The sequence below is a fragment of the Aminobacter sp. J44 genome (genome assembly GCF_007829415.1).
Classification (GTDB): domain Bacteria; phylum Pseudomonadota; class Alphaproteobacteria; order Rhizobiales; family Rhizobiaceae; genus Aerobium.
Window position 1 is genome coordinate 37,175 of record NZ_VLJG01000005.1, and the last position, 23,910, is coordinate 61,084.

22 protein-coding genes and 1 pseudogene are annotated in these 23,910 nt (G+C 64.7%); 18 read left to right on the plus strand and 5 right to left on the minus strand.

Annotation, left to right across the window (positions count from 1 at the left end; all coding sequences use genetic code 11):
* Nucleotides 1–181 precede the first annotated feature (181 nt).
* Nucleotides 182–1,120 carry a glutathione synthase gene (gshB, locus tag L610_RS02830; protein WP_144702327.1) on the minus strand — a complete coding sequence of 313 codons (939 nt, stop codon included), beginning with the start codon at nt 1,118–1,120 and terminating at the stop codon, nt 182–184.
* 145 nt (nt 1,121–1,265) lie between these two features.
* Here gshB and L610_RS02835 point away from each other — a divergent pair, with 145 nt between their 5' ends.
* A complete protein-coding gene (locus tag L610_RS02835) occupies nt 1,266–3,020 on the plus strand; it encodes a GtrA family protein (RefSeq protein ID WP_144702330.1) in 1,755 nt (584 codons plus the stop codon).
* A gap of 95 nt (nt 3,021–3,115) precedes the next feature.
* On the plus strand, nt 3,116–4,468 hold the full coding sequence (locus L610_RS02840; RefSeq protein ID WP_024847030.1) for a bifunctional diguanylate cyclase/phosphodiesterase: 1,353 nt from the start codon (nt 3,116–3,118) through the stop codon (nt 4,466–4,468).
* 3 nt (nt 4,469–4,471) lie between these two features.
* Here the strand turns inward: L610_RS02840 and L610_RS02845 are convergent, their stop codons facing one another.
* The gene (locus L610_RS02845) at nt 4,472–4,816 is read right to left on the minus strand and encodes a septal ring lytic transglycosylase RlpA family protein (protein WP_024847031.1); all 345 of its coding nucleotides are present in this window, start codon (nt 4,814–4,816) and stop codon (nt 4,472–4,474) included.
* Between the two features lie 212 nt (nt 4,817–5,028).
* Between L610_RS02845 and L610_RS02850 the strand changes: the two genes are divergently transcribed.
* The 3 genes and pseudogenes from L610_RS02850 to L610_RS02860 form a co-directional block, all read left to right on the plus strand.
* On the plus strand, nt 5,029–5,586 hold the full coding sequence (locus tag L610_RS02850) for a thioredoxin family protein (RefSeq protein WP_024847032.1): 558 nt from the start codon (nt 5,029–5,031) through the stop codon (nt 5,584–5,586).
* 116 nt (nt 5,587–5,702) lie between these two features.
* Nucleotides 5,703–6,923 carry an MFS transporter gene (locus tag L610_RS02855; protein ID WP_034329341.1) on the plus strand — a complete coding sequence of 407 codons (1,221 nt, stop codon included), beginning with the start codon at nt 5,703–5,705 and terminating at the stop codon, nt 6,921–6,923.
* 31 nt (nt 6,924–6,954) lie between these two features.
* Nucleotides 6,955–7,740 (plus strand): annotated as a pseudogene (locus L610_RS02860) (3-keto-5-aminohexanoate cleavage protein); the annotation flags it as partial.
* A 30-nt stretch (nt 7,741–7,770) separates the two neighbouring features.
* Here L610_RS02860 and L610_RS02865 read toward each other — a convergent pair.
* A complete protein-coding gene (locus tag L610_RS02865; RefSeq protein ID WP_024847035.1) occupies nt 7,771–8,007 on the minus strand; it encodes an Lrp/AsnC ligand binding domain-containing protein in 237 nt (78 codons plus the stop codon).
* Between the two features lie 56 nt (nt 8,008–8,063).
* Complete coding sequence (locus tag L610_RS02870; protein WP_024847036.1) at nt 8,064–8,894, minus strand: alpha/beta hydrolase; 831 nt, start codon at nt 8,892–8,894, stop codon at nt 8,064–8,066.
* Nucleotides 8,895–9,054: 160 nt separating this feature from the next.
* Here L610_RS02870 and L610_RS02875 point away from each other — a divergent pair, with 160 nt between their 5' ends.
* The 13 genes from L610_RS02875 (at nt 9,055) to L610_RS02935 (ending at nt 23,322) form a co-directional block, all read left to right on the plus strand.
* Nucleotides 9,055–11,349, plus strand: coding sequence for a bifunctional salicylyl-CoA 5-hydroxylase/oxidoreductase (locus L610_RS02875; RefSeq protein ID WP_144702333.1), 2,295 nt, complete (start codon nt 9,055–9,057; stop codon nt 11,347–11,349).
* Nucleotides 11,350–11,383: 34 nt separating this feature from the next.
* Nucleotides 11,384–12,139, plus strand: a complete 756-nt coding sequence (locus L610_RS02880) for an SDR family NAD(P)-dependent oxidoreductase (protein WP_024847038.1) — start codon at nt 11,384–11,386, stop codon at nt 12,137–12,139.
* Nucleotides 12,139–12,612 carry a MarR family winged helix-turn-helix transcriptional regulator gene (locus tag L610_RS02885; RefSeq protein ID WP_024847039.1) on the plus strand — a complete coding sequence of 158 codons (474 nt, stop codon included), beginning with the start codon at nt 12,139–12,141 and terminating at the stop codon, nt 12,610–12,612. Before L610_RS02880 ends, L610_RS02885 begins: the two co-directional genes overlap by 1 nt.
* Nucleotides 12,609–13,421, plus strand: coding sequence for an enoyl-CoA hydratase family protein (locus L610_RS02890; protein WP_024847040.1), 813 nt, complete (start codon nt 12,609–12,611; stop codon nt 13,419–13,421). Before L610_RS02885 ends, L610_RS02890 begins: the two co-directional genes overlap by 4 nt.
* Before the next feature lie 476 nt (nt 13,422–13,897).
* Complete coding sequence (locus L610_RS02895; protein WP_144702336.1) at nt 13,898–15,043, plus strand: acyl-CoA dehydrogenase family protein; 1,146 nt, start codon at nt 13,898–13,900, stop codon at nt 15,041–15,043.
* Nucleotides 15,044–15,409: 366 nt separating this feature from the next.
* Complete coding sequence (locus L610_RS02900) at nt 15,410–17,038, plus strand: AMP-binding protein (RefSeq protein ID WP_144702339.1); 1,629 nt, start codon at nt 15,410–15,412, stop codon at nt 17,036–17,038.
* A 126-nt stretch (nt 17,039–17,164) separates the two neighbouring features.
* Nucleotides 17,165–18,310, plus strand: a complete 1,146-nt coding sequence (locus tag L610_RS02905; RefSeq protein WP_144702342.1) for an ABC transporter substrate-binding protein — start codon at nt 17,165–17,167, stop codon at nt 18,308–18,310.
* Between the two features lie 257 nt (nt 18,311–18,567).
* Nucleotides 18,568–19,491: a branched-chain amino acid ABC transporter permease gene (locus tag L610_RS02910; protein WP_024847045.1), complete on the plus strand. Its 924-nt coding sequence runs from the start codon at nt 18,568–18,570 to the stop codon at nt 19,489–19,491.
* A 4-nt stretch (nt 19,492–19,495) separates the two neighbouring features.
* Complete coding sequence (locus L610_RS02915) at nt 19,496–20,482, plus strand: branched-chain amino acid ABC transporter permease (protein WP_024847046.1); 987 nt, start codon at nt 19,496–19,498, stop codon at nt 20,480–20,482.
* The gene (locus tag L610_RS02920) at nt 20,475–21,224 is read left to right on the plus strand and encodes an ABC transporter ATP-binding protein (RefSeq protein ID WP_024847047.1); all 750 of its coding nucleotides are present in this window, start codon (nt 20,475–20,477) and stop codon (nt 21,222–21,224) included. The genes L610_RS02915 and L610_RS02920 overlap by 8 nt, the downstream gene beginning before the upstream one ends.
* A gap of 267 nt (nt 21,225–21,491) precedes the next feature.
* Complete coding sequence (locus L610_RS02925; protein ID WP_144702346.1) at nt 21,492–22,175, plus strand: ABC transporter ATP-binding protein; 684 nt, start codon at nt 21,492–21,494, stop codon at nt 22,173–22,175.
* A 47-nt stretch (nt 22,176–22,222) separates the two neighbouring features.
* On the plus strand, nt 22,223–22,630 hold the full coding sequence (locus L610_RS02930; RefSeq protein WP_024847049.1) for a RidA family protein: 408 nt from the start codon (nt 22,223–22,225) through the stop codon (nt 22,628–22,630).
* Between the two features lie 104 nt (nt 22,631–22,734).
* Nucleotides 22,735–23,322: an urease accessory protein UreE gene (locus L610_RS02935; RefSeq protein WP_144702349.1), complete on the plus strand. Its 588-nt coding sequence runs from the start codon at nt 22,735–22,737 to the stop codon at nt 23,320–23,322.
* Between the two features lie 222 nt (nt 23,323–23,544).
* Here the strand turns inward: L610_RS02935 and trxA are convergent, their stop codons facing one another.
* Nucleotides 23,545–23,868 (minus strand): thioredoxin, encoded by a 324-nt coding sequence (gene trxA / locus L610_RS02940; protein WP_024847051.1) that lies wholly within the window; start codon nt 23,866–23,868, stop codon nt 23,545–23,547.
* Nucleotides 23,869–23,910: the final 42 nt, after the last annotated feature.

Below are 23,910 nucleotides of genomic sequence, written 5' to 3' on the forward strand. Positions count from 1 at the left end.
TTGCAAAAGGTTGCAGTTCCGGAACGTTTGTTCCTGATGCATTCGGAAATTTGGCCGCGCCTATTGATGCGTTGCTTCTAGGAACAGCAACGTCTCCAGCATTTCTACTGGTCAGCGCGGGAGATGCGGAAGAACGGCGGCGGGCGACGCCTTGCGGCGCGCCTGCGCGGAAGAGAAAAGATCAGCGCTTGGCTTCGACCGCATCCCAGAAGAGAGCCGCGATGTCGGCGCCGCCGAAGCGCTTCACTTCGCGCACGCCGGTCGGCGAGGTGACGTTGATTTCGGTCATGTAGTCGCCGATCACGTCGATGCCGACGAGGATGAAGCCGCGCTCGCGCAGCGACGGGCCGATGCGGTCGCAGATCTCGCGCTCGCGCTCGGTGAGTTCGGTCGGCTCGGCGCGGCCGCCGGCGTGCATGTTGGAACGCGCATCATGCTCGGCCGGGACGCGGTTGATGGCGCCGACCGGCTCGCCGTCGATCAGGATGATGCGCTTGTCGCCCTTGCGCACGTCCTTGAGGTAGCGCTGGACGATGAACGGCTCGCGGAAGATCTGGCCGAACATCTCGAGCAGCGACGAGAGATTCCGGTCGGCCTCCGGCAGATGGAAGATGCCGGCGCCGCCATTGCCGTAGAGCGGCTTGACGATGATGTCGCCGTACTTTTCGCGGAACTCCATGACCTCGCGCGGATCCTTGGTGATCAGCGTCTCCGGCATCAGGTCGGGGAACTCAGTGACGAAGATCTTCTCCGGGCTGTTGCGCACCCAGGCCGGGTCATTGACCACAAGCGTCTTCGGGTGAATGCGCTCCAGCATGTGGGTGGTGGTGATGTAGTTCATGTCGAAGGGCGGGTCCTGGCGCAGCAGGATCACGTCCATCTCGGAGAGGTCAGTGCGGACCGGCTCGCCGAGCGTGTAGTGGTCGCCCTTCACGTCGCGGACTTCCATCTCCTCGATGCGGGCGAAGACGCGGCCGTCCTGCATGGTCAGGCGGTCAGGCGTGTAGTGATAGAGCTTGTGGCCACGGCGCTGCGCCTCAAGGGACAGCGCGAACGAGGTATCCCCGGCGATGTTGACCGTAGAGATGTGGTCCATCTGGACCGCGACCTTGAGCGACATGTGACCTTCCCGTGTTCCTGACGTTCTCCGCATTTAGATGCTTGCGGCGCTCTTGCCTAGACCGGCGGGAAACGGCGGGCGGCGGCTTTACCCTTTCTGAAGCGGTGCGGGCTAGGCTTCGCAGCGGGAAAGGTGGGGGAGCAGTATGGATATTGCCAATGTCTGTGCAGGCGGGAATTCCCGCTCGAATGCCCTCGGCCATGCCGCGATGGCGCTTGCCGGCACAGCCGCGATGCTAGCCTTCCATACAGCACGCGGATTTCCCTCGCTGGCTGACAGCGGCGGCGACAATGACAGCGTGCTGCGGCTGGTGCAGGTCCGCGACCTGCTTGGCGGACAAGGCTGGTATGACCCGACGCAGTACCGGATGGGGCTCGAGAGCGGCTTTGCGATGCACTGGTCGCGGCTGGTCGACGCGCCGATTGCGCTGCTGGTCGCCTTGTTCGGCGAAACGGTGGCGCTCATCATCTGGCCGAGCCTCCTGTTCGCGGCTTCGCTCTACCTGATTTTTCGTGCCGCCCGCGCGCTCGGCGGGGAAGCTGCGATCCTGCCTGGCTTCATCCTCGGCGGGCTTTCGCTCTATTTCGTTGGCGTGTTCCGGCCCGGCGCGCTCGACCATCACAACGTTCAGCTGGTGCTGACCCTTGCCGCGATCGCCTGCCTGATCGACGGCAAGCGCCCGGCATGGGCAGGAATCTGTGCGGCGGGAATGCTCGCGGTCGGCATGGAGGCCGCACCTTACGCGGCCGCGGCCTGCGTCATCGCGGCGGTATGGTTCCTGTTTGATGGAGAAAGCGGCGCACGGATTGCCCGACGTTTCGGGGCGGGCTTTGCAGCTGCCTGCGCCGCCGTCTTCTTCGCCACCATCGCCCCGCAGTCCTATTTCGCCGCAGCATGCGACGCCTTCTCGCTGCCGCAGGCGCTGCTGGGCGTCCTTGGCGGGGCGGGACTCGCGGCCATTGCCTCTGTGCCGGCACTGCAGTCGCGGTGGATTGGCCGGCTTATTGCGCTGGCAGCGCTGGGCGCCATTTGCGGCGCGATCCTCGTCATTGGATTTCCGCAGTGCCTTGGCGAGCCCTATGCCGATCTCGATCCGCGCCTGAAGGAATTCTGGCTGGGATCTGTGGTCGAGGCGCAGTCGTTCATCGCGCTGCTGCACGACGAACCGGCAAAGCTGCTGACCGTCTATGTGACGCCCTTGCTTGGAATTCTGGTGCTTGCCGCGATGATCCTGCGGGCTGAGAAGCGGCGCGAGGCGATGATCGTCGCAGCATTCCTCGCAATGGCGTTTGCGGTCAGCATCTGGCAGGTGCGAGGCTCGACCTTCTCGGTGCCCCTCGCAACCATCGCGCTGGCCGCGTGGATCGGCAAAGCGCGCGCCCGCGCCGAGCGGGACAAGACGCCAATGGCGCAGTTCGCAATGGCGCTGTCGTGGATCGTCTCGGCGAACCTCGTCTGGCAGCTGGTCGCGATGCCGTTTCTGTCGGAAGAAGAAGCGGCCGCCGGGGAAACCGCGTCGGAATGCTATGCCCATGCCGACTATGCGGCCGCTGCCGCGCTGCCGCCGGGAACCATCGCCGTCATCTCCAATCTCGGTTCATCGGTGCTTGCCAACACTCCGCACCGGGTACTTGCAGGCCCCTATCATCGCAACCAGCAGGGCAATGTCGCCAATCTCGACCTGATGATGGCGAAGGCTGACGAAGCAGCGGAGCTGGCGCTGAAAACGGGCGTTGACTACGTCGCGCTCTGCCCCGGCAATCCGGAGACGAATGCGCTCGTGAAATGGGCGCCTGAGGGGCTCGTTGCGCGCCTTGCGGGCGGGCAGGTTCCCGACTGGCTCCAAACTGCCGCAACGGGACCCCTGCTGATATGGCAGGTTCATGTAAGCGACAGGTAATAAAGGGAAATCTGCGGCAACGATACGCTTCCTAAACACTTTTGTGAGAGGGTCTTACTGGGGAAAACCAAACGTACCTAGCGTCAGGGGAGACAATGCCGAACCCGTTTGCCATAGGACCAGTTGCTTCGGAGGGTACAGATCTTGCCTTCACCGATCCGCTGACGGGTCTTGGCAATCTGCGGCGGTTCTTCGACAAGATCGACCGCCTCATCGTCGAGCGCGCCGACGATCCGGCGCCGTTTGCGATCGGCATCCTCGACCTCGACGGCTTCAAGCCGATCAACGACCTGTTCGGCCGCAAGGCGGGCGACGACATCCTGCAGCAGGTCGCGATGCGCCTGCGCGCGGCGATGGACCCGCACTCGACGGTCTCGCGCGTGGGCGCGGACGAGTTCGCCTTCCTGTTTCCGATGGTGTTCAGCGAGGAAGCGGTAGTCGAGCGCACCAACATGCTGATCGAGATCCTGTCGGCTCCCTATGACGTCGGCAACCGCACCGCGCGGCTCTCCGCCTCCGCCGGCTGCTCTCTGCTGTTCTCGTGCGATGAAAACACCGAGACGCTGGTCTCGAAGGCGGAAACTGCTCTCTACCACGCCAAGCGCTCCGGGCGCGGCAAGGTGGTGGTCTACACCCGTGAGATGGAAGAAGCCGCCAAGCGCATCACCCGCATCGAGCAGGCGTTGCGCCGCGCCGTTTCCGCCGGCGAGGTCGAGCCGTTCTTCCAGCCGATCGTCGATCTGCGCAGCCGCCGCGTCATCGGCTTCGAGGCACTTGCACGCTGGACCGATCGCGACCTCGGCTTCGTGCCGCCGGACGTATTCATCCCGATTGCCGAGGAGCGCGGCATCATCGGATCGCTGAGCCAGCTGCTCCTGGAGAAGGCGACGCGCGCCGCCAATCAGTGGCCTGACGAGCTATTCCTGTCGTTCAACCTGTCGCCCTCGCAGCTGGTCGACCAGAACACCGCCTACCAGGTGCTGTCGATGCTCGCCCGCAACCAGTTCGACCCGCGCCGGCTCGAGATCGAGATCACCGAGACCGGCCTGATGACCGACGCGAGCTCCGCCGAGAAGATCATCAGCGAATTGCGCGGCGTCGGCATGCGCATCTCGCTCGACGATTTCGGCACCGGTCAGTCCTCGCTCGGACGCCTGCGCGACTTCCAGTTCGACAAGCTGAAGATCGACCGCGCCTTCGTCTCGTCGATCCTCGAGGACAAGCCGTCGGAGCACATCATCCGCGCCATTCTTGCCATGTGCGAGGGGCTCGGCATGAACGTAGTGGCCGAAGGCATCGAGACCGATGCCCAGGCTGCGCGGCTGACGGAATTCGGATGCACCGGCGGGCAGGGCTACCTGTTCGGAAAACCGAACAACTCGGAACTCACCATGGCCTTCCTTCACGAAGTCTATGGCGTCAAGAAACGTTCCCGTATTGCGGTCTGACCCCTAGCCGACCTTCTGCAGGCAGATCTTCGTGTGCCCGGCCCGGATGAACCCGAGTTCCGCCGCGGCTGCCTTCGACAGATCGATCACCCGGCCGCTGATGAACGGGCCGCGATCGTTGACCCGCACCACGACCGACTTGCCGTTGCGCTGGTTGGTGACCTTGATTTTTGATCCGAAGGGGAGAGAGCGGTGCGCCGCCGTCATGGCGGAGGGGTTCATGCGTTCGCCGGAAGCCGTCTTGGACCCGAGCGCATACCAGGATGCACCACCACATTGGGCCGCGGCTTGAACCACCGAGAGAGAGAGAAATGCTGCTGCGAGGGTAACGGCCTTTGATGCCTTCATGCGCCGGGGTGCTCCTGATTGTTGAACCTGGACCCGCGCGTAGAAAGGGAATCAGGCAGGGATCGGACCCTGCCGGACAATTATCGAGTCACAATGTTACATTGCGGCCGTGCAATGCCCGGTTGCATGCCGGGGATTTCCCGCCGCGGAGAGGTTCGCAGCCGCGCGTTTTTCTCTAAGATGCGTCCGACTTCATCCGGAGGGAGGACGAGATGGCAGTGACGGCAGAAGCCGGCAACATCGGCTGGAAAGGGATCGACGCAATCCTGCCCGGCGTCGACGGTAACGATCACCAGCTTTCCGCCCACTGCGGTCCGGGCGGTCTCGTCATCGCCTTCATCTGCAACCACTGCCCCTATGTGAAGGGGCAGATCGAACGCATGGTCGCGGACGCTGCATTTCTCGACGCACACGGCGTCGGCTTCGTCGCCATCAACTCGAACGATGCGACCGCCTACCCGGAAGATTCCTTTGAAAACATGAAGTTGTTCGCACGCGAACACCGCATGCGCTTCCCCTACCTCTACGACGAAGACCAGTCGGTCGCCCGCGCCTACGGGGCGGTTTGCACGCCCGACATCTTCGGCTTCGACGCCGACATGCGGCTGCAGTATCGCGGACGGCTGGATGCCTCACGCCATCGCGACGCGCCGGCGGATCTCAGGCGCGACCTCGTCGAGGCGATGATCGAAATCGCCCGCACGGGCAAGGGCCCGGCGGAGCAAATCCCTTCGATCGGCTGTTCCATCAAATGGAAGAACCCGCAATAGCGCTTCCCTTCTGGCGCGGTCGATAGCCTTCTGTGGCGCTGTCGAGCTCAGGATTGATGGGCCCTAATCAAAGCAGAAAATTTGTGAAGCAGTTTAAGGCTGCGACAGGAAACCTCATGCCTCAGTCATCCCGCCACCCGGACATCGACGGCCGCTACGCCTGGCTTAGACTCATCCTGTCGATCCTGATCGGCACCATCGGCAGCGTCGGCATGTGGTCCGTCGTCGTGGTGCTGCCGGAAGTGCAGGCGGAATTTGCCGTCGACCGCGCCTCGGCTTCGCTGCCCTACACGATGACGATGGTGGGTTTCGCGATCGGCAATGTCTGGCTTGGCCGCTTCGCCGACCGTGCCGGCATTGTCGTGCCGCTGCTGCTGGCAACCGCAGCGCTGTTCCTTGGCTACATCGCTGCTGCGGTCGTCACCTCCATCTGGCTGTTTGCCATTCTGCAGGCGCTGGTTGGCTTTGGTGCTGCCGCGACCTTCGGCCCACTGATGGCCGACCTTTCGCACTGGTTCGACAAGCGCCGCGGCGTTGCCGTCGCGGCGGCCGCCAGCGGCAACTATTTTGGCGGCGCCATCTGGCCGATCCTGATGCAGATGACAATAACCAGCGAGGGATGGCGCTTCACCTATGCGGTCATCGGCATTGCCTGCCTCGTCGGCATGCTGCCGCTTGCCCTGATGCTGCGCCGGCGCGCGCCGCATGTCGGCGCCCCGGCTGGCACCCCTCAGGTTGCACCGCCACGGCAGATCGACCTCTCGCCGCGCGCGCTGCAGCTCCTGCTGGCGATTGCCGGCATCGGCTGCTGCATGGCTATGGCAATGCCGCAGGTGCACATCGTTGCCTACTGCGTCGACCTCGGCTTCGGCGTCGCGCGCGGCGCTGAGATGCTGGCGCTGATGCTGGTCGGTGGCGTGTTCAGCCGCCTCGCCTCAGGCTTCCTCGCCGACTACATCGGCGGCGTGAAGACGCTGCTGATCGGCTCGGTGCTGCAGTGCCTGGCGCTCACCGCTTACATCCCATTCGACGGGCTTGCCTCGCTCTACATCGTTTCGCTGGTGTTTGGCCTGTCGCAGGGCGGCATCGTTCCGGCCTATGCGATCATCATTCGCGAATATCTGCCGGCGCACGAGGCTGGTCAGCGCGTTGGTCTGGTGATCCTCGCCACCATCGTCGGCATGGCGGTCGGCGGCTGGATGTCTGGCTGGATCTACGACGTCACCGGCTCGTATGCCGCAGCCTTCCTCAATGGCATTGGCTGGAACGTGCTCAACATCGCGATCATGCTGTTGATCCTGTGGCGCACGCGCCTGCCTCGCGCCGCCACCGCCTGAAGTTACCAAACAGAAATACAGGAACGTCCCGATGACGAAGCCCTTTGCCATCGCCGTTGCGCCCAACGGAGCGCGCCGCACCAAGGCCGATCACCCGCGACTGCCGATGACTGCATCAGAAATCGCGCGCGACGCCGCCGAAGCGCTGGAAGCAGGGGCGGCGATGATCCACCTGCATGTGCGCGACACAAACGGTGCCCATACGCTGGATGCCGACCTCTACCGCGAGGCGGTGGCGGCGGTGAAGGAAACCGTCGGCGACCGTCTCGTCATCCAGATCACCACAGAAGCCGTCGGCCGCTACACGCCGCAGGAGCAGATTGCGGTGATCGATGCGTTGACGCCGGAATCAGTATCGATCGCACTGCGCGAAATCCTGCCCGAAGGTCAGGATGAGCGCGAGGCGGCGGCACTGTTCGAACGGATCGAAAAGGCCGGCACGCTCTACCAGATCATCATCTACGAGGCGGCCGAGCTGGCGCGGCTCGATCAGCTGGCCGCGCGCGGCATCCTCCCCGAGGGGCCGCTCGCGGTGCTGGCGGTCGCCGGCCGCTACACCGAGCAGGGCGCGACCGACGCCGAGCTCAACGCCTACATCGCCGCAAACATTTCCCGGCACCAGTGGATGATGTGCGCCTTCGGGCCGCAGGAAACGCAGTTCATGATCCGCGCGGCGCATGCCGGCGGCAATGCCCGCGTCGGCTTCGAGAACAATCTCTGGCTGCCCGACGGCTCAATTGCGCCGTCGAATGCGGCGATCGTTGCCGCAACTGCCGCCGGGTGCGCGGCATCCGGCCGTCCGCTCGCCTCCGCGGACGACCTGCGCAGCGGCTGCCAGCCTGACGCGTCAGAAGGCCTTGAAAGTCAGCGTCGTCAGCGAACGGACAATGCCCGGCACGTTGGCGACGTTGTCGTTGATGAACTTGCCGATATCGACGCCGTCCTCGATGTAGATCTTCATCAGGAGGTCGTAGTCGCCGCTGGTGGAGTAAAGCTCCGACGCGACCTCGCGCTTGAACAATTCGTCGGCGACCTCGTAGGTCCGGCCCGGCGAAACCTGAAGCTGCACGAAAACCGCTCTCATCAAACCTGCTCCGGTAAAAACTGCTCAGTCCTATCTGCCAGAGTTGACGTGCGCCGTCACCCCATCAGCAGCGTGCGCGTCAGCGCATGCTCCGGGTCGGCAAGACCATCAACGACGTTGAAGTGATGGCGGTCGGGTTCCTCCACCGTCATGGCCGTCGCACCAAGGCCAGTCCAGACATTCGCAAGCAGCGCGTTCTGGCGGATGAATTCGGAGCGCTCGCCCGCGCCGACCCAGCAGCAGAGCTTTGCGCCGCTGACCGGCTCGAGCAGCACCGGGCTTTCGGCCCGCGCCTCTGCCGCGTCGAGGTGAAGGCTCGCATTCATCTTCGTGTTGAGGAGCGGGCGAAGGTCGTGCACGCCCGAGATCGAGACGACGTCGGCGATGCGCGCGCGTGTCTCTTCGCCGAGCGGCGAATTGGTGCAGATCATCCGTGTTGCAAGATGCCCACCCGCGGAATGGCCGGTAAGATATATGGGACCTTCGACCAGCGCCGCCGCAGCTTCCACCGCCGCGCCGATCTCCTTGACGATGCCGGAAATGCGGATGTCGGGACAGAGCGTGTAGCTGGGCACCGCCACCGCAAAGCCATGTGCCATCGGCCCTTCAGCGAGATGCGAAAAGATCGTCCCGTCGAGCTTCATCCAGAAGCCGCCATGGATGAAGATGACCAGGCCCTTCGGTGCTCCTTCCGGGAGGAACAGATCGAACAGGTTGCGTGGACGCTCGCCATAGCTCAGCGCGAGCTTGGCGCGGCCTGCTTCCTCCATCTTGGTACGGAAGGGTCCGGAGAGGTCGGCCCAGCGCTGCGGCCATTCCTCGCCGCGCGGAATGTTGGGCGCATTCGCGTAGGCGTCATCCCAGTCGGTAATGCGGTGAAAGATCATGCGGCGCTGCTCCCCTTGAACCGCAAGACCAATCGCGCAGACGCCGCATTCCTGTCCAGCCAGAAATATTTCAACCTTGAAGTTTTATGCTTGAAGGATGCCCTTTTCAGTGTCATCCTGCCTTACAGAATAAAAAACACAATATTGGGGAACGCGGAGAATGAAGGTTGCCGTCCTTGGCGGCGGGCCTGCGGGTCTGTATTTCGCCATCTCGATGAAGTTGCGTGATCCCTCGCATGAGGTCACAGTCTTCGAGCGAAACCGGCCCGACGACACCTTCGGCTGGGGTGTGGTTCTATCCGACGAGACCCTCGATAATCTTGCCGCCAACGACGAAAAGAGCGCAGCAGCAATCCGCGAACACTTCGCCTACTGGGACGACATCGCGGTCGTTCACAAGGGCGTGCGCACGGTCTCGACCGGCCACGGCTTCTGCGGCATCGGCCGTATGCGGCTGCTGATCCTGTTGCAGGAGCGTGCCCGCGAGCTCGGCGTTGACCTGCGCTTCCAGACGGAGGTCGAGGACCACGAAGAGCTGATGGCGCGCTACGACCTCGTCCTTGCCGCCGACGGCCTCAACTCAAAAACCCGCGCCACCTTTGCCGAGCACTTCAGGCCGGACATCGACGTGCGCAAGTGCAAATTCGTCTGGCTCGGCACGCGCCAGAAGTTCGATGACGCTTTCACCTTCATCTTCGAGAAGACCGAGCACGGCTGGGTGTGGGCGCACGCCTACCAGTTCGATGCCGACACGGCGACTTTCATCGTCGAGTGCACGCAGCAGACCTGGGAGAAGTTCGGCTTCGGCGAGATGACCAAGGAAGAGTCGATCGGCACCTGCGAACGGATCTTCAGGGACCACCTCGGCGGCCACAGCCTGATGTCGAACGCCAACCACATTCGCGGTTCGGCCTGGATCAACTTTCCGCGGGTGCTGTGCGAGCGATGGTCCTACAAGAACGTCGTGCTGATGGGCGACGCGGCAGCGACCGCCCATTTCTCGATTGGCTCGGGCAGCAAGCTCGCGCTGGAATCAGCCATTGCGCTTGCCGACTATCTCCACTCGGAGCCCACGCTCGAGGCAGCGTTCGCCAAGTATGAGGACGCACGGCGCACGCAGGTGCTGCGGCTGCAGTCGGCGGCGCGCAACTCGATGGAGTGGTTCGAGGAGGTCGAACGCTATCTCGACCTCGACCCGGTGCAGTTCAACTACGCGCTGCTGACGCGTTCGCAGCGCATCAGCCACGAGAATTTGCGCCTGCGCGACGCCAGCTGGCTCGGCGACGCCGAAAAATGGTTCCAGCAGAAGGCCGGTGCCCCGCACTGCACGCAGCGCGCGCCGATGTTCGCACCCTTCCGGCTGCGCGGGCTGGAGCTCAAGAACCGCATCGTCGTCTCGGCGATGGCGCAGTACAAGGCCGTCGACGGCACGCCGACGGACTGGCACCTCGTCCATTATGGCGAGCGGGCCAAGGGCGGCGCTGGCCTCGTCACCATCGAGATGACGTGCGTGTCACCCGAGGGGCGCATCACGCCGGGCTGCCCCGGCTTCTACAAGCCGGAGCACGAGGCGGCGTGGAAGCGCATCGTCGACTTCGTCCATAACGAGACGACCGCAAAAGTCTGCGCGCAGCTCGGTCATTCCGGCGCCAAGGGTTCGACTCAGGTCGGCTGGGAAGATGCCGACTGCCCGCTGCCCGAAGGCAACTGGCCGCTGATCTCAGCCTCGGCGACACCGTGGCAGGAAGGCAACCAGGTGCCGAAGGCGATGGACCGCGCCGACATGGACATGGTGCGCGACCAGTTCGTCGCTTCCGCCGAGATGGCGAACCGCTGCGGCTTCGACATGCTGGAGCTGCACATGGCGCACGGCTACCTGCTGTCGTCCTTCATCTCGCCGCTCACCAATTTGCGCACCGACGAATATGGCGGCTCGCTGGAAAACCGCATGCGGTTCCCGCTAGAGGTGTTCCACGCTGTGCGCGCCGTCTGGTCCGACGACAAGCCGATTTCGGTGCGCATCTCGGCCAATGACTGGGTCGGCGACGAGGGCGTGACGCCGCAGGAGGCGGTCGAGATCGCCCGGATGCTGCAGGCTGCCGGCGTCGACATCTGCGACGTCTCGGCCGGCCAGACCTCGAAGCGCGCGCGCCCCGTTTATGGCCGCATGTTCCAGACGCCGTTCTCCGACCGGATCCGCAACGAGACCGGCATGGCGACCATGGCGGTCGGCAACATCTACGAGCCGGATCACGTCAACTCGATCCTGATGGCCGGCCGCGCCGACCTCGTCTGCCTCGCCCGCCCGCACCTCGCGGATCCCTACTGGACGCTGCATGCGGCCGCGAAGCTCGGCGACAAGGGCGTGACCTGGCCGAACCCGTACCTGCCCGGCCGCGACCAGCTCTACCGCCTCGCCGAACGCGGGCCGGAGCTGATGACGGGGAAGGTGTGATGATGGCCAGCCGCCCCAATTCGGAGATTTCCGCATGACGAGATTCAAGCACGCATTGGTAACGGGCGGCGGTACCGGTATCGGGCAGGCGATCGCGGAAAGCCTTGCGGGCGCCGGAATGGAAGTCACCATCTGCGGGCGCAACATAGAGCCGCTCGAAAAGGTGGCATCGCGCAATCCGCGCATCCATACGCTCACCTGCGACGTCACTGACGAAGACTCCGTTGCCGCGCTCTACGAAACCGCACAGGCGGCGCGCGGCAATTTCGATGTCATCATCGCCAATGCCGGCATCGCCACCAGCGCGCCGGTGGGCAAGACCTCGCTGGCGATGTGGCAGCAGACACTGGCGGTCAACTTGACGGGCGCGTTTCTGACCGTCCGTCCGGCGATGGACACGATGAAGCGGGCTGGTGGGGGACGCATCGTGTTCATCGCCTCCATCGCCGGGCTCAAGGGCGCGCCGTACATCGCCGCCTATACCGCCTCCAAGCACGGCGTCGTCGGGCTGATGCGCTCAATGGCTGCCGAGCTCGCGCGCACGCCGGTGACCGTCAACGCCGTCTGCCCCGGCTATGTTGAGACGCCGATGCTCGAGCGCACCATCGCCAACATCATCGAGAAGACCGGCCGCGACGAGCAGACCGCGCGGGAGGCAGTCGCCCGCGGCAATCCGCAGGGACGCATCATCGAGCCGCAGGAAGTTGCCGACGCCGTCATGTGGCTGTGCTCGGACGGCGCGCGCTCCGTGACCGGCCAGACCATCGCGATCACCGGAGGCGAGCAGTGATGGACGCACCCGCTGCGGAGCCGGCTGCCCAGCAGAACAACCGCGAGCGGCTACGCCTGTGGATCCGGCTGCTGCGCGTTGCGCGCATCGTCGAGGGCGAGCTGCGCGAGCGGCTGAAGCGCGAGTTCGATTCAACGCTGCCGCGCTTCGACGTCATGTCCGCGCTCTACCGCGAACGCGAGGGCATGCTGATGAGCGACCTGTCGCGCTTCCTGCTCGTCTCGAACGGCAACGTGACCGGCATCGTCGACCGGCTGGTGAGCGAGGGACTCGTTGTCCGCTCGAGCCGCGAGGGCGACCGCCGCACCTCGATCGTACGGCTGACCGATGCCGGCGTCGAACGTTTTGCCGCAATGGCGGAAGCCCACCGCAGCTGGGTGGAGGAACTCCTGCACGACATCAGCGAGGACGACGCGCGCGAGCTGTCATCGATGCTGAAGGCGTTCCGCAGCAACTGGGAGAGCGAACATTGACCAACATGGCCGGCCTCAAGCCGCAGCATTTCATCTGGCAGGTCGAGGACCGTGCCGCGACGATCCGGCTCAACCGGCCGGAACGCAAGAACCCGCTGACCTTCGACAGCTACGCCGAGCTGCGCGACACGTTTCGCGCGCTGGCCTATGCGGATGATGTGGACGTCGTCGTCTTCCTGCCGAACGGCGGCAATTTCTGCTCGGGCGGCGACGTGCATGACATCATCGGCCCGCTGGTCGGCATGGACATGAAGGGCCTGCTCGCCTTCACCCGCATGACCGGCGACCTCGTCAAGGCGATGATCGCCTGCGGCAAGCCGGTAATCTCGGCGGTCGACGGCGTGGCGGTCGGCGCAGGCGCCATCATCGCCATGGCCTCGGACTTGAGGCTCGCGACGCCGGAGGCAAAGACGGCATTCCTATTCACTCGCGTCGGCCTTGCTGGCTGCGACATGGGCGCGTGCGCGATGCTGCCGCGCATCATCGGCCAGGGCCGCGCCGCGGAGCTTCTCTACACCGGCCGCACCATGAGCGCGGCCGAAGGCGAGCGCTGGGGCTTCTACAACCGGCTGATCGAGGCAGGCGAGCTCGAAGCCGAGGCGATCAGGCTGGCTAGGCAGATCGCCGCTGGCCCGACCTTCGCGCACGGCATCACCAAGACCCAGATCAACCAGGAATGGTCGATGGGGCTCGAACAGGCGATCGAAGCCGAAGCGCAGGCGCAGGCGATCTGCATGCAGACCAAGGATTTTGAGCGCGCCTACCACGCCTTCGTCGCCAAGGAACGACCGGTGTTCGAAGGGAACTGAGATGCGAACCGCCGCCCCCTCCACCATGCTGCGCATGGTCCCCCTCCCCCGTAAACGGGGGAGGATCCAGCGCTGGTGGCAAGGAAATCGCGAAGCCGGAAACGGTCAGGCCTGGATCCTCGGGTCAAGCCCGAGGATGACGAGGCGGGAAGGTTTGCGGAACAACGAAGGGCGTCGCGATTGGGCTGAGCACCGGACTTTCTTCGTCATGCCCGGGCTTGACCGGGGCATCCATGCCGGAACGCCGATGACATGGGCACGGACGATGCTCACATGCGCGACGCCCGGATCCTCCCCTGCGCAGCGGGGGAGGTGGCGCGAAGCGCCGGAGGGGGCGTGCAATGCACGAGAGATAGCGGACACGTTGGCGCTCACCCTCGCCCCCTCCACCATGCTGCGCATGGTCCCCCTCCCCCGTAAACTGGGGAGGATCCAGCGCCGGCAAGCGCGCACAGGCGTCCCGAGGAGCCTTGCCCATGGCTGATCGCAGCTTCCTTTCCTGGCCGTTCTTCGAGGAGCGCCATCGCGAGCATGCCGAAAGGCTGGAGGAATGGTGTGCGGCCAATCTTCCCGTCGATCACCATGACGTTGATGCGGCCTGCCGCAAGCTGGTCGAAACCCTCGGCGAGGCGGGGTTCCTGCTGCCGACGGCGATCGACCCCAGCAATCCGCAACCGCTCGACGTGCGCACCCTTTGCATCTCGCGCGAGACGCTGGCGCGGCATGACGGGCTCGCCGACTTCGCCTTCGCCATGCAGGGACTTGGCACCGGCGCGATCAGCCTGTTCGGCACGCCCGAGCAGCAGAGGTGGTTGGAAAAGACCCGCACCGGCAAGGCGATCTCCGCCTTCGTGCTGACCGAGCCGCGCTCGGGCTCGGACGTCGCCAACATGGAAATGACCGCGACACGCGATGGCGGCGACTACATCCTTTCCGGCGAAAAGACCTGGATTTCCAACGGCGGCATCGCCGATCTCTACTGCGTCTTTGCCCGCACCGGCGAAGCCCCGGGTGCGAAGGGAATTTCCGCCTTCCTCGTGCCGGCCGACACGCTCGGCCTGAAGATCGCCGAGCGGCTGGAGACGATTGCGCCGCATCCGCTGGCGCGGCTCGTCTTCGATGATATGCGCCTTCCCGCCTCCGCGATGATCGGCAAGCCGGGCGAAGGGTTCAAGATCGCCATGTCGGTGCTCGACGTGTTCCGCTCGACCGTGGGCGCGGCGGCGCTCGGTTTTGCCCGCCGCGCGCTCGACGAGACGCTGGCGCGCGTCAGCCAGCGCCAGCTGTTCGGCGCGCCTTTGTTCGACCTGCAGATGGTGCAGGGCAATGTCGCGGAAATGGCGCTCGACGTCGATGCGGCGGCACTTCTCGTCTACCGCGCCGCGTGGACGAAGGATTCTGGGGCTGCGCGCGTTACCCGCGAGGCGGCAATGGCAAAACTCTACGCCACCGACCGGGCCCAGTCCGTGATCGACAAGGCGGTACAGCTTCATGGCGGCGACGGTGTGAAAAAGGGGCACATCGTCGAGAGCCTTTATCGGGAAATCCGGGCACTCCGCATCTACGAGGGCGCGTCAGACGTCCAGAAGGTGGTGATCGCCCGGCAAACAATGGGAGCATGACGAAATGAGCCAGTTTGGCAGCCAGGTAGGCTGCATCACCGAGGACGGGTTGCGCGAGACGGCGGCGGKTGGGCGCGGCAATACCCCCMCCCCTTACCCCTCCCCACAAGGGGGAGGGGAAACTGGAGAAGCCTCGCCTCGCTTTGGCGGTCGGCGGGTGACAGGGCGGAGATTTTTGGGGCGGCACGTGCGCGGCAATACCCCCACCCCTTACCCCTCCCCACAAGGGGGAGGGGAATTGGGAGAGGTAGCACCTCTCACAACGCTGAAGAATCGGGTTCGGCATCCCAGAATCCCCCTCCCCCTTGTGGGGAGGGGTAAGGGGTGGGGGTCGCCTCGCTCGCACGCCTCAGCAGGGGGGCGAGCATGAACCTTGGCCCCAGCGCGCACGTAGACACCTTCTGTCGCGACAACCTCCCGCCATTCGACCAGTGGCCGGAGCTGCCGCCGGCGGGGTTTGAATATCCGGAATACATCAACTGCGCCGTCGAGCTCACCGACCGTCTGGTCGAGAAGGGTTTTGGCGACCGCACCGCGCTGATCGGCAACGGGCGCCGGCGCACCTACAAGGAGCTGGCCGACTGGACCAACCGCCTCGCCCGCGCTCTGGTTGAGAACTACGGCGTGAAGCCCGGCAACCGCGTGCTGATCCGCTCACCCAACAATCCGGCGATGGTGGCTTGCTGGCTGGCGGCGACCAAGGCAGGGGCGGTCGTCGTCAACACCATGCCGATGCTGCGCGCCGGCGAACTCGCCAAGATCGTTGACAAGGCGGAGATCTCGCTCGCGCTGTGCGACACGCGCATCAAGGACGAGCTGATCGCCTGCGCCAAGGAAAGCCGCTTCCTGAAGCAGGTTGTCGGCTTCGACGGCACCGCCAACCATGACGCCGAGCTCGACCGCGTCGCTCTCGACAAGCCGGTCACCTTCGAGGCGGTGAAGACGGGACGCGACGACGTCTGCCTGCTCGGCTTCACCTCCGGCACCACGGGCGTTCCCAAGGCGACCATGCACTTCCACCGCGACGTGCTGATCATCGCCGACGGCTACGCAAAGGAAGTGTTGAACGTGACGCCGGACGACGTGTTCGTCGGCTCGCCGCCACTTGCCTTCACTTTCGGCCTCGGCGGGCTTGCCGTCTTTCCGCTGCGCTTCGGCGCCGCCGCGACGCTGCTCGAAAGCGCGACACCGCCCAACATGATCGAGATCATCGAGAAGTACCGGGCGACGATTTCCTTCACCGCGCCGACCGCCTACCGGGCGATGATGAAGGCAATGGACGAAGGAGCGGACCTGTCGTCTCTGCGCATCGCGGTTTCCGCGGGCGAGACGCTGCCCGCCCCGGTCTACGAGGAATGGACCCGCAAGACTGGCAAGCCGATCCTCGACGGCATCGGCTCGACCGAGATGCTCCACATCTTCATCACCAACAGGCTGAACGACCACGCGCCCGGCACCACCGGTCGCCCGGTCGGCGGCTACGAGGCAAAGATCGTCGATCTCGACATGAACGAGGTGCCGCGCGGCACGGTGGGGCGTCTCGCGGTGCGCGGGCCGACCGGTTGCCGCTATCTCGCAGACGAGCGCCAGCGCGAGTATGTCCGCGACGGGTGGAACCTCACGGGCGATGCCTTCTACCAGGACGAGGACGGCCGCTTCCACTTCGCCGCGCGCGCCGACGACATGATCGTCTCGGCCGGCTACAACATCGCCGGCCCCGAGGTCGAGGCCGCGCTGCTTTCGCACGACCTTGTGGTCGAATGCGCGGTGATCGGCGCGCCGGACGAGGAGCGCGGGCAGGTCGTCCAGGCCCATGTGGTGCTGGCGGAAGGGGCGCCGCGCACCGACGAAACGATGCGGCTCCTGCAGGAGCACGTGAAGGCGACCATCGCGCCCTACAAATATCCTCGGTCGATAAAATTCGTCGACGCGCTGCCAAAAACAGCAACCGGAAAGATCCAGCGCTTCCGCCTGCGCGAGCTGGGCGGAACATGAAGCTGGACAAGGGGAACCTGGCTGCATAACAGCCCAACAAAAAGACTGCCGCAGACTGGCGTTGCGGCCAAATTTTGAGCATCGTGTGGGACCCCAGAGGGTGCCAGGTAACAACGGGAGTTGAGAATGAAAAAGTTTCTTGCCGCAAGCGTAGCCGCGCTTGCCATCAGCGTCGCCGGGGTGGCCGCCGCTGATCCGATCAAGGTCGGCGTCATCACCACGCTTTCGGGCGGCGGCACAGGCCTCGGCGTCGATGCACGCGACGGCTTTCTGCTGGCGCTGAAGAACGCCGGCGACGCTGCGAAGGACATCGAGGTCGTGGTCGAGGACGACGGCCAGAAGCCGGAACTCGCGGTCCAGATCGCCGACAAGATGATCCAGTCCGACCAGGTCGACATCCTGACCGGCATCATTTGGTCGAACCTCGCCATGGCCGTCGTGCCGAGCGCCGTCGCGCAGGACAAGTTCTACATCTCGGTCAACGCCGGTCCGTCGCCGCTCGCCGGCGCGCAGTGCCACCAGAACTACTTCAACGTCGCCTACCAGAACGACAACTTCCACGAGGCGATGGGTCAGTACGCCAACCAGACGTACAAGAAGACCTTCATCATGGCGCCGAACTACCCGGCCGGCACCGACTCGCTGACCGGCTTCAAGCGCTACTACAAGAACGAGCTCGCCGGTGAGGTCTACACCCAGGTCGGCCAGACCGACTACGCCGCCGAGATCGCGCAGATCCGCGCTTCGGGCGCCGACTCGCTGTTCATCTTCCTGCCGGGCGGCATGGGCATCTCGTTCATGAAGCAGTACGCGCAGTCGGGCGTCGACATTCCGGTCATCGGCCCGGGCTTCTCATTCAGCCAGGACGTGCTGCCGGCGATCGGCGATGCAGCGCTGGGCGTGAAGAACTCGGCTTCCTGGTCGCAGGATCTCGACAACCCGGCTTCGAAGAAGTTCGTCGACACCTTCAAGGCCGAGTACGGCCGCCTGCCCTCGATCTATGCGGCCCAGGCCTACGACACCGGCCTGCTCGTCGTCTCCGCCACGCAGAAGGCAAGTGTCAAGGACGCCGAAGCCTTCCGTGCAGCGCTCAAGGCTGCCGAGTTCGAGTCGGTCCGCGGCAAGTTCTCCTTCAACACCAACAACCACCCGATTCAAGACATTTATGTCCGTGAGGTTGTGAAGGACGGCGACGTGCTGACCAACAAGATCATCGCCACCGCCTTCACCGATCACGGCGACGCCTATGTCGACCAGTGCTCGATGAAGTAAGCGAGGGCTGACAAAAGTACAGGCGTTGGGAGTGTCATCCGCGAAGGATATCGCGTGACAGATACCCCCACCCCTACCCCTCCCCACAAGGGGGAGGGAACTGGGAGACATGCCTGACCGGTCATCGCGGCTGACATGCACCTACCTGATCCCCCTCCCCCTTGTGGGGTGGGGTTAGGGGTGGGGGGCGCCGCGTCTAACCCAGTCGCCGCGATGCCGACAAAAACGAGACCTGCAGTCGAAGGGACATTCGACCCTTGCAAACCGCGCTTTTCATCGAACAGCTTCTCAACGGGCTGCAGCTCGGCGTGATGCTGTTTCTCATGGCCGCAGGACTGACGCTGATCTTCGGCGTCATGGGCCTGATCAACCTCGCCCATGGCTCGCTCTACATGGTCGGCGCATTCGCCTGCGCGATCGTCGCCGCGCAAACCGGCTCGTTCTGGCTCGGCCTGGTCGCCAGCCTGGCAGCCGCCGCAGCCGCGGGCGCGATCATCGAGATCCTCGTCATCCGGCGGCTCTACCAGCGTGACCACCTCGATCAAGTGCTGGCGACCTTCGCGCTGATCCTGATATTCTCCGAAGGCACGCGCTGGCTGTTCGGCTCGTTCCCGCTCTATCTCGACATTCCGCCGCTGCTGCAGGGCACGGTGCCGCTGCCGGGCGGCTCGCGCTACCAGCTCTACCGCCTCGCCATCATTGGCGTCGGCGCGTTGGTCGCCATCGGCCTCTATCTTCTCATCACCCGGACCCGCCTTGGCATGCGCATCCGCGCCGGCGAGTCCGACCGCGAGATGATCGGCGCGCTCGGCGTCGACATCCGCACGCTCTACACGGTGGTGTTTGCGCTGGGTGCCGCGCTCGCCGGCCTTGCAGGCGCCATGGTCGGCGCGCTGCAGTCGGTGCAGGTCGGCATGGGCGAGCCGGCGCTGATCCTCGCCTTCGTCGTGATCGTCATCGGCGGCATCGGCTCGATCAAGGGCGCGCTGGTTGGCGCATTGCTCGTCGGCGTCGTCGACACGATGGGCCGCTTCCTGCTGCCGCAGCTCTTCGGACTGTTCATGAATGCTTCTCAGGCCGGCATCGTCGGCGGTGCGCTAGCCTCGATGCTGATCTACATCGTCATGGCGGTGGTGCTCGCGGTTCGTCCGCAGGGCCTGTTCCCGGCAGCGAAAGGGTGATGCGATGAGCCTTTCGCGCGAAAACTGGATTTCCCTTGCCCTTCTCGCCCTGCTGCTCGCGATTCCTTACGCGGCGATCAATTTCGGCAACCCGTTTTACGTGACGCTGGCGACGCGCATGGCGATCCTCGGCCTTGCCGCGGTCGGCCTCAATGTCGCGCTTGGCCTCGGCGGGCTGGTCTCGTTCGGCCACGCCGCCTTCTTCGGCGTCGGCGGCTACATCGCCGGCATCATGGCGAGCCACGCCATGTCGATGCAGCCGCTCAACTTCGGCCTGTTTGCCCTCCCCGCCTCCAACCAGATGCTGGCGATCTGGATCGTCGCGATGCTGGTGGCGGGAGTGCTCGCGGCTGCGATCGGCGCGATCTCGCTGCGCACCTCGGGCGTCTACTTCATCATGATCACGCTAGCCTTCGCGCAGATGACCTTCTACTTCGCCATCTCCTGGCCGGCCTATGGCGGCGAGGACGGACTGTCGATCCTGGTGCGCAACCAGTTTCCGGGCGTGAACACCATGGTGCCGATCAACTACTTCCTGATCTGCTTCGGGGTGCTGGTGGTGGCGCTCATCCTCTTCGCGCTGATCAAGAACTCGCGCTTCGGGGCTGCACTCCAGGCCGCACGGCAGAACGAAGTGCGCGTTGCCTCGGTCGGCATTGCTCCGTTCCGCATCCGCCTAGTCGCCTTCATCGTCTCGGGCATGATCACGGCGCTTGCCGGCGCGCTCTATGCCGACCTCAACCGCTTCGTCAGCCCGTCGATGCTGTCCTGGCACATGTCGGGCGAGCTGATCGTCCTCATCATCCTCGGCGGCGTCGGGCGCCTTGCCGGGCCGCTGGCCGGCGCGATGCTGTTCGTGATGTTCGAGTTCCTGCTTGGGGGCCTCACCGAGCGCTGGCAGTTCTTCCTCGGACTGCTCCTCCTCGGCGTCGTCCTGTTTGCGCGCGGCGGCCTGATCGGCCTTGTTGCAGGGAGGCAGCGCCATGGCTGAGCCCGTTCTCGACATCCGCGACCTGCGCAAGACCTTCGGGGCGCTGAAGGCAACCGACGGCGTGTCGCTCGACCTTCGGCCCGGCGAAATCCACGCGTTGATCGGCCCGAACGGCGCGGGCAAATCGACGCTGATCCACCAGATCGCTGGCACGCTGAAGCCGGATGCCGGCGAAGTCCGCTTCCTCGGTCAGACGGTCAACCAGCTTGGCGTTGCCGAGCGCGCCCGCATGGGCCTTGGCCGCTCGTTCCAGGTTTCGTCGCTCGCCACCGAATTTTCGGCGCTGCGCAACGTGATGCTGGCCGTCCAGTCGAAGCAGGGCTCGAGCTTCCGCTTCTTCAAGCCGGTGATGCGCGACAAGAGCCTGACCGAGCCGGCGATGGCGGCGCTCGAGCGCGTCGGCCTCAAGGACCGCGCGCATGTCCCGGCCGCGGAACTGTCGCATGGCGAACGCCGCCAGCTCGAGATCGCGATCGCGCTGGCGCTGGATTCCAAGGCATTCCTGCTTGACGAGCCGATGGCGGGCATGGGGCCGGAAGGCTCGCGCCAATTGACCGGCTTCCTCGACGGCCTGCGGCACGAAGCGCCGATCCTGCTGGTCGAGCACGACATGGACGCCGTGTTCGCTCTTGCCGACCGCATCTCGGTGCTGGTCTACGGCCGCATCATTGCCTCCGGCAGCGTCGACGACATCCGCAACAATCCGGAAGTCCGCCGCGCCTATCTGGGGGATATGGAATGAGCCGCAGGACGACCTTTATGCCGGGCGCGGTTTACCCCCACCCCATACCCCTCCCTACAAGGGGGAGGGGAGACCTTGATGCGGCGTTTCTCCCGGGCAAAGGAATTCGCCTGGCTTATCTGGTTGAACGGCAGGCCAAGGTGACCGTGGCCCGCAACCAAGACATTCAGGACGGCCGAGACTTCCCAGAATCCCCCTCCCCCTTGTGGGGAGGGGTAAGGGGTGGGGGTAGAAAATCCCGCCGACATTTCCAGACCGAGGCACGCCATGCTGCTTGAGATCAAAGGCCTCGAAACCTTCTATGGCGCGAGCCAGGCGCTGTTCGGCGTCGCGCTGGACGTAGCCGAGGGTGAGGTCGTCGCCCTCATGGGCCGCAACGGCATGGGCAAGACCACCACCATCCGCTCGATCATGGCGCTGACGCCGGCGCGGGCGGGAAGCGTGAGCTTCCAGGGGCGCGAAATCCGCACCATGGCGCCGTTCAAGATCGCACGTCTCGGCCTCGGACTGGTGCCGGAGGGGCGGCGCTGCTTCCCCAACCTCACGGTCGCGGAGAACCTCGTCGCCGCCGCGCGGCCGGGCCGCTGGACGCTCGACGAGATCAATCGCCTGTTCCCGCGCCTTGCCGAGCGCCGTGACCAGATGGCGAAGACACTTTCGGGTGGCGAGCAGCAGATGCTGGCGATCGGCCGCGCGCTGATGACCAATCCGAGCCTGCTCATTCTCGACGAGGCGACTGAGGGCCTGGCGCCCGTCATCCGCAACGATATCTGGGCGGTGATCCGCACCCTCAAGGCGGAAGGACAGTCGATCCTGATCGTCGACAAGACCCTGTCCGAGCTCTTGCCCTGCGCCGACCGCTGCTTCGTGCTGGAAAAAGGCACGACCGTGTGGCGCGGCACGCCCGATCAGCTCACGCGAGAACTTCAGGACCGCTATCTCGGCGTCTGACCACATTTAGAGAAGCAGGCGTAGACCTGCTTATCGGAGGAGAAACCATGACTGAATGCCCGCATCAGATCCTGCATCCGGCCAGCTGGAAGAAGGCCTCGGGCTACGCCAACGGGGTCCTTGCCGAAGGCCGGACCGTCTGGATCGGCGGGCAGATCGGCTGGAACGGGCAGCAGGTGTTCGAGGAAAAGGAGCTTGCAGGGCAGATCCGCCAGGCGCTGCAGAACATCGTCGACGTGCTGGCGGAGGCCGGCGGCAAGCCGGAGCACATCGTGCGGCTGACCTGGTACATCACCGACAAGAAGGACTACCTCGCCAACCTGAAAGGCATCGGCGAGGCCTATCGCACGGTGATGGGCAAGCATTTCCCGGCGATGACCATGGTGCAGGTAGTTGCCCTCATCGAGGACGAGGCGAAGGTCGAGATCGAGGCAACGGCCGTCCTGCCTGCCTGACGTCAGGCAAACACGCTCGCTATCGACTTGCGCGCCGCGAAGGCATATCTCCAAGTCTGTGCCCGCATCCGGCGGGCGGACGACCAGAGAGGCGCGCAAGGCACATGAAACTCGACATCAAGACGGACTTCACCAAGCTTCCGCGTGCTGAAAAGGTGCTGCGTTCAGCCGAGGTTCCGGCCAATGCCGCGCCAGCCAGCGGCACGATCGCCCTGGCGCATGACGAGCGGCACCTGCGCCGCAAGGTGCTGGCGCTGACCAATGGCGACAAGGTTCTGGTCGACCTGCTCCAGCCCGTCGAACTGCGTGCTGGCGACCGGCTGGTGATGGAAGACAACAGTACCGTCGAGATCGCGGATGCGGACGAGGAACTCATCGAGGTCACCGGCCGCGACGCCGCGCACCTGATCGAACTCGGCTGGCACATCGGCAATCATCATCTTGCCGTCGACATCACCGCCGAGCGGATCCTGATCCTGCGCGAAAGCGGCATGGCCGACGAGCTGCGCGAACTGGGCGCACAGGTGCGCGAGATAGCCGCGCCATTCCACCCGCTTGCCAACACCCACCGCGGCCATGGCCACGTTCATGCGCACGACCACGGGCATCATCACCACGACCATGATCACGGCCATGACCATCATCACCATCATGATCATGGTCCGAACTGCGGCTGCGGCCACCATCATTAAAGCCTGACGTTGCGGCTTCCGTCGTAGAGATTGAGACCGCGATTCACCCCGGCGAGGCGGCGCCATTTCGGCATGCTGCGGCACATGGCAGCTTCGACCTCGCGGCATGGACCCGATGCACTCGGCATCCTGAGACGAGCATCGTCAGGCCGGGACTTCACCTTGCGGCAAAGAAAAAGGCGGGCTTTTGACCCGCCTTTTTCCTGTTCCGTATGCTGCCGATCAGGCGACGGCGCTGCCGATCCAGGCCGACAGGGCGGTCTTCGGAGCCGCACCCACCTTCATGTCAGCCACTTCGCCGTCCTTGAAGAGCATCAGGGTCGGGATCGAGCGGACGCCGTACTGGGCAGCCAGTTCCGGGTTCTCGTCGATGTTGATCTTGGCAACCTTGACCTTGCCGGAGAGTTCCGTTGCGATCTCCTCGAGCGCCGGAGCGATCATCTTGCACGGACCGCACCACTCGGCCCAGAAGTCGACGACGACCGGCTCGGAAGCCTGCAGCACGTCGGACTGGAAGTTGTTCTTGTCGATGGTGACGGTGGCCATGGGGAATCTCCCTGAGACAATTCGTGAGGCTGGAATGTGGGG

What these genes read in the sequence shown, in the direction of transcription:
- gshB (WP_144702327.1), bottom strand. Translation starts at nt 1,120, where the DNA reads ATGTCGCTCAAGGTCGCGGTCCAGATGGACCACATCTCTACGGTCAAC.
- L610_RS02835 (WP_144702330.1), top strand. Translation starts at nt 1,266, where the DNA reads ATGGATATTGCCAATGTCTGTGCAGGCGGGAATTCCCGCTCGAATGCC.
- L610_RS02840 (WP_024847030.1), top strand. Translation starts at nt 3,116, where the DNA reads ATGCCGAACCCGTTTGCCATAGGACCAGTTGCTTCGGAGGGTACAGAT.
- L610_RS02845 (WP_024847031.1), bottom strand. Translation starts at nt 4,816, where the DNA reads ATGAAGGCATCAAAGGCCGTTACCCTCGCAGCAGCATTTCTCTCTCTC.
- L610_RS02850 (WP_024847032.1), top strand. Translation starts at nt 5,029, where the DNA reads ATGGCAGTGACGGCAGAAGCCGGCAACATCGGCTGGAAAGGGATCGAC.
- L610_RS02855 (WP_034329341.1), top strand. Translation starts at nt 5,703, where the DNA reads ATGCCTCAGTCATCCCGCCACCCGGACATCGACGGCCGCTACGCCTGG.
- L610_RS02865 (WP_024847035.1), bottom strand. Translation starts at nt 8,007, where the DNA reads ATGAGAGCGGTTTTCGTGCAGCTTCAGGTTTCGCCGGGCCGGACCTAC.
- L610_RS02870 (WP_024847036.1), bottom strand. Translation starts at nt 8,894, where the DNA reads ATGATCTTTCACCGCATTACCGACTGGGATGACGCCTACGCGAATGCG.
- L610_RS02875 (WP_144702333.1), top strand. Translation starts at nt 9,055, where the DNA reads ATGAAGGTTGCCGTCCTTGGCGGCGGGCCTGCGGGTCTGTATTTCGCC.
- L610_RS02880 (WP_024847038.1), top strand. Translation starts at nt 11,384, where the DNA reads ATGACGAGATTCAAGCACGCATTGGTAACGGGCGGCGGTACCGGTATC.
- L610_RS02885 (WP_024847039.1), top strand. Translation starts at nt 12,139, where the DNA reads ATGGACGCACCCGCTGCGGAGCCGGCTGCCCAGCAGAACAACCGCGAG.
- L610_RS02895 (WP_144702336.1), top strand. Translation starts at nt 13,898, where the DNA reads ATGGCTGATCGCAGCTTCCTTTCCTGGCCGTTCTTCGAGGAGCGCCAT.
- L610_RS02900 (WP_144702339.1), top strand. Translation starts at nt 15,410, where the DNA reads ATGAACCTTGGCCCCAGCGCGCACGTAGACACCTTCTGTCGCGACAAC.
- L610_RS02905 (WP_144702342.1), top strand. Translation starts at nt 17,165, where the DNA reads ATGAAAAAGTTTCTTGCCGCAAGCGTAGCCGCGCTTGCCATCAGCGTC.
- L610_RS02915 (WP_024847046.1), top strand. Translation starts at nt 19,496, where the DNA reads ATGAGCCTTTCGCGCGAAAACTGGATTTCCCTTGCCCTTCTCGCCCTG.
- L610_RS02920 (WP_024847047.1), top strand. Translation starts at nt 20,475, where the DNA reads ATGGCTGAGCCCGTTCTCGACATCCGCGACCTGCGCAAGACCTTCGGG.
- L610_RS02925 (WP_144702346.1), top strand. Translation starts at nt 21,492, where the DNA reads ATGCTGCTTGAGATCAAAGGCCTCGAAACCTTCTATGGCGCGAGCCAG.
- L610_RS02930 (WP_024847049.1), top strand. Translation starts at nt 22,223, where the DNA reads ATGACTGAATGCCCGCATCAGATCCTGCATCCGGCCAGCTGGAAGAAG.
- L610_RS02935 (WP_144702349.1), top strand. Translation starts at nt 22,735, where the DNA reads ATGAAACTCGACATCAAGACGGACTTCACCAAGCTTCCGCGTGCTGAA.
- trxA (WP_024847051.1), bottom strand. Translation starts at nt 23,868, where the DNA reads ATGGCCACCGTCACCATCGACAAGAACAACTTCCAGTCCGACGTGCTG.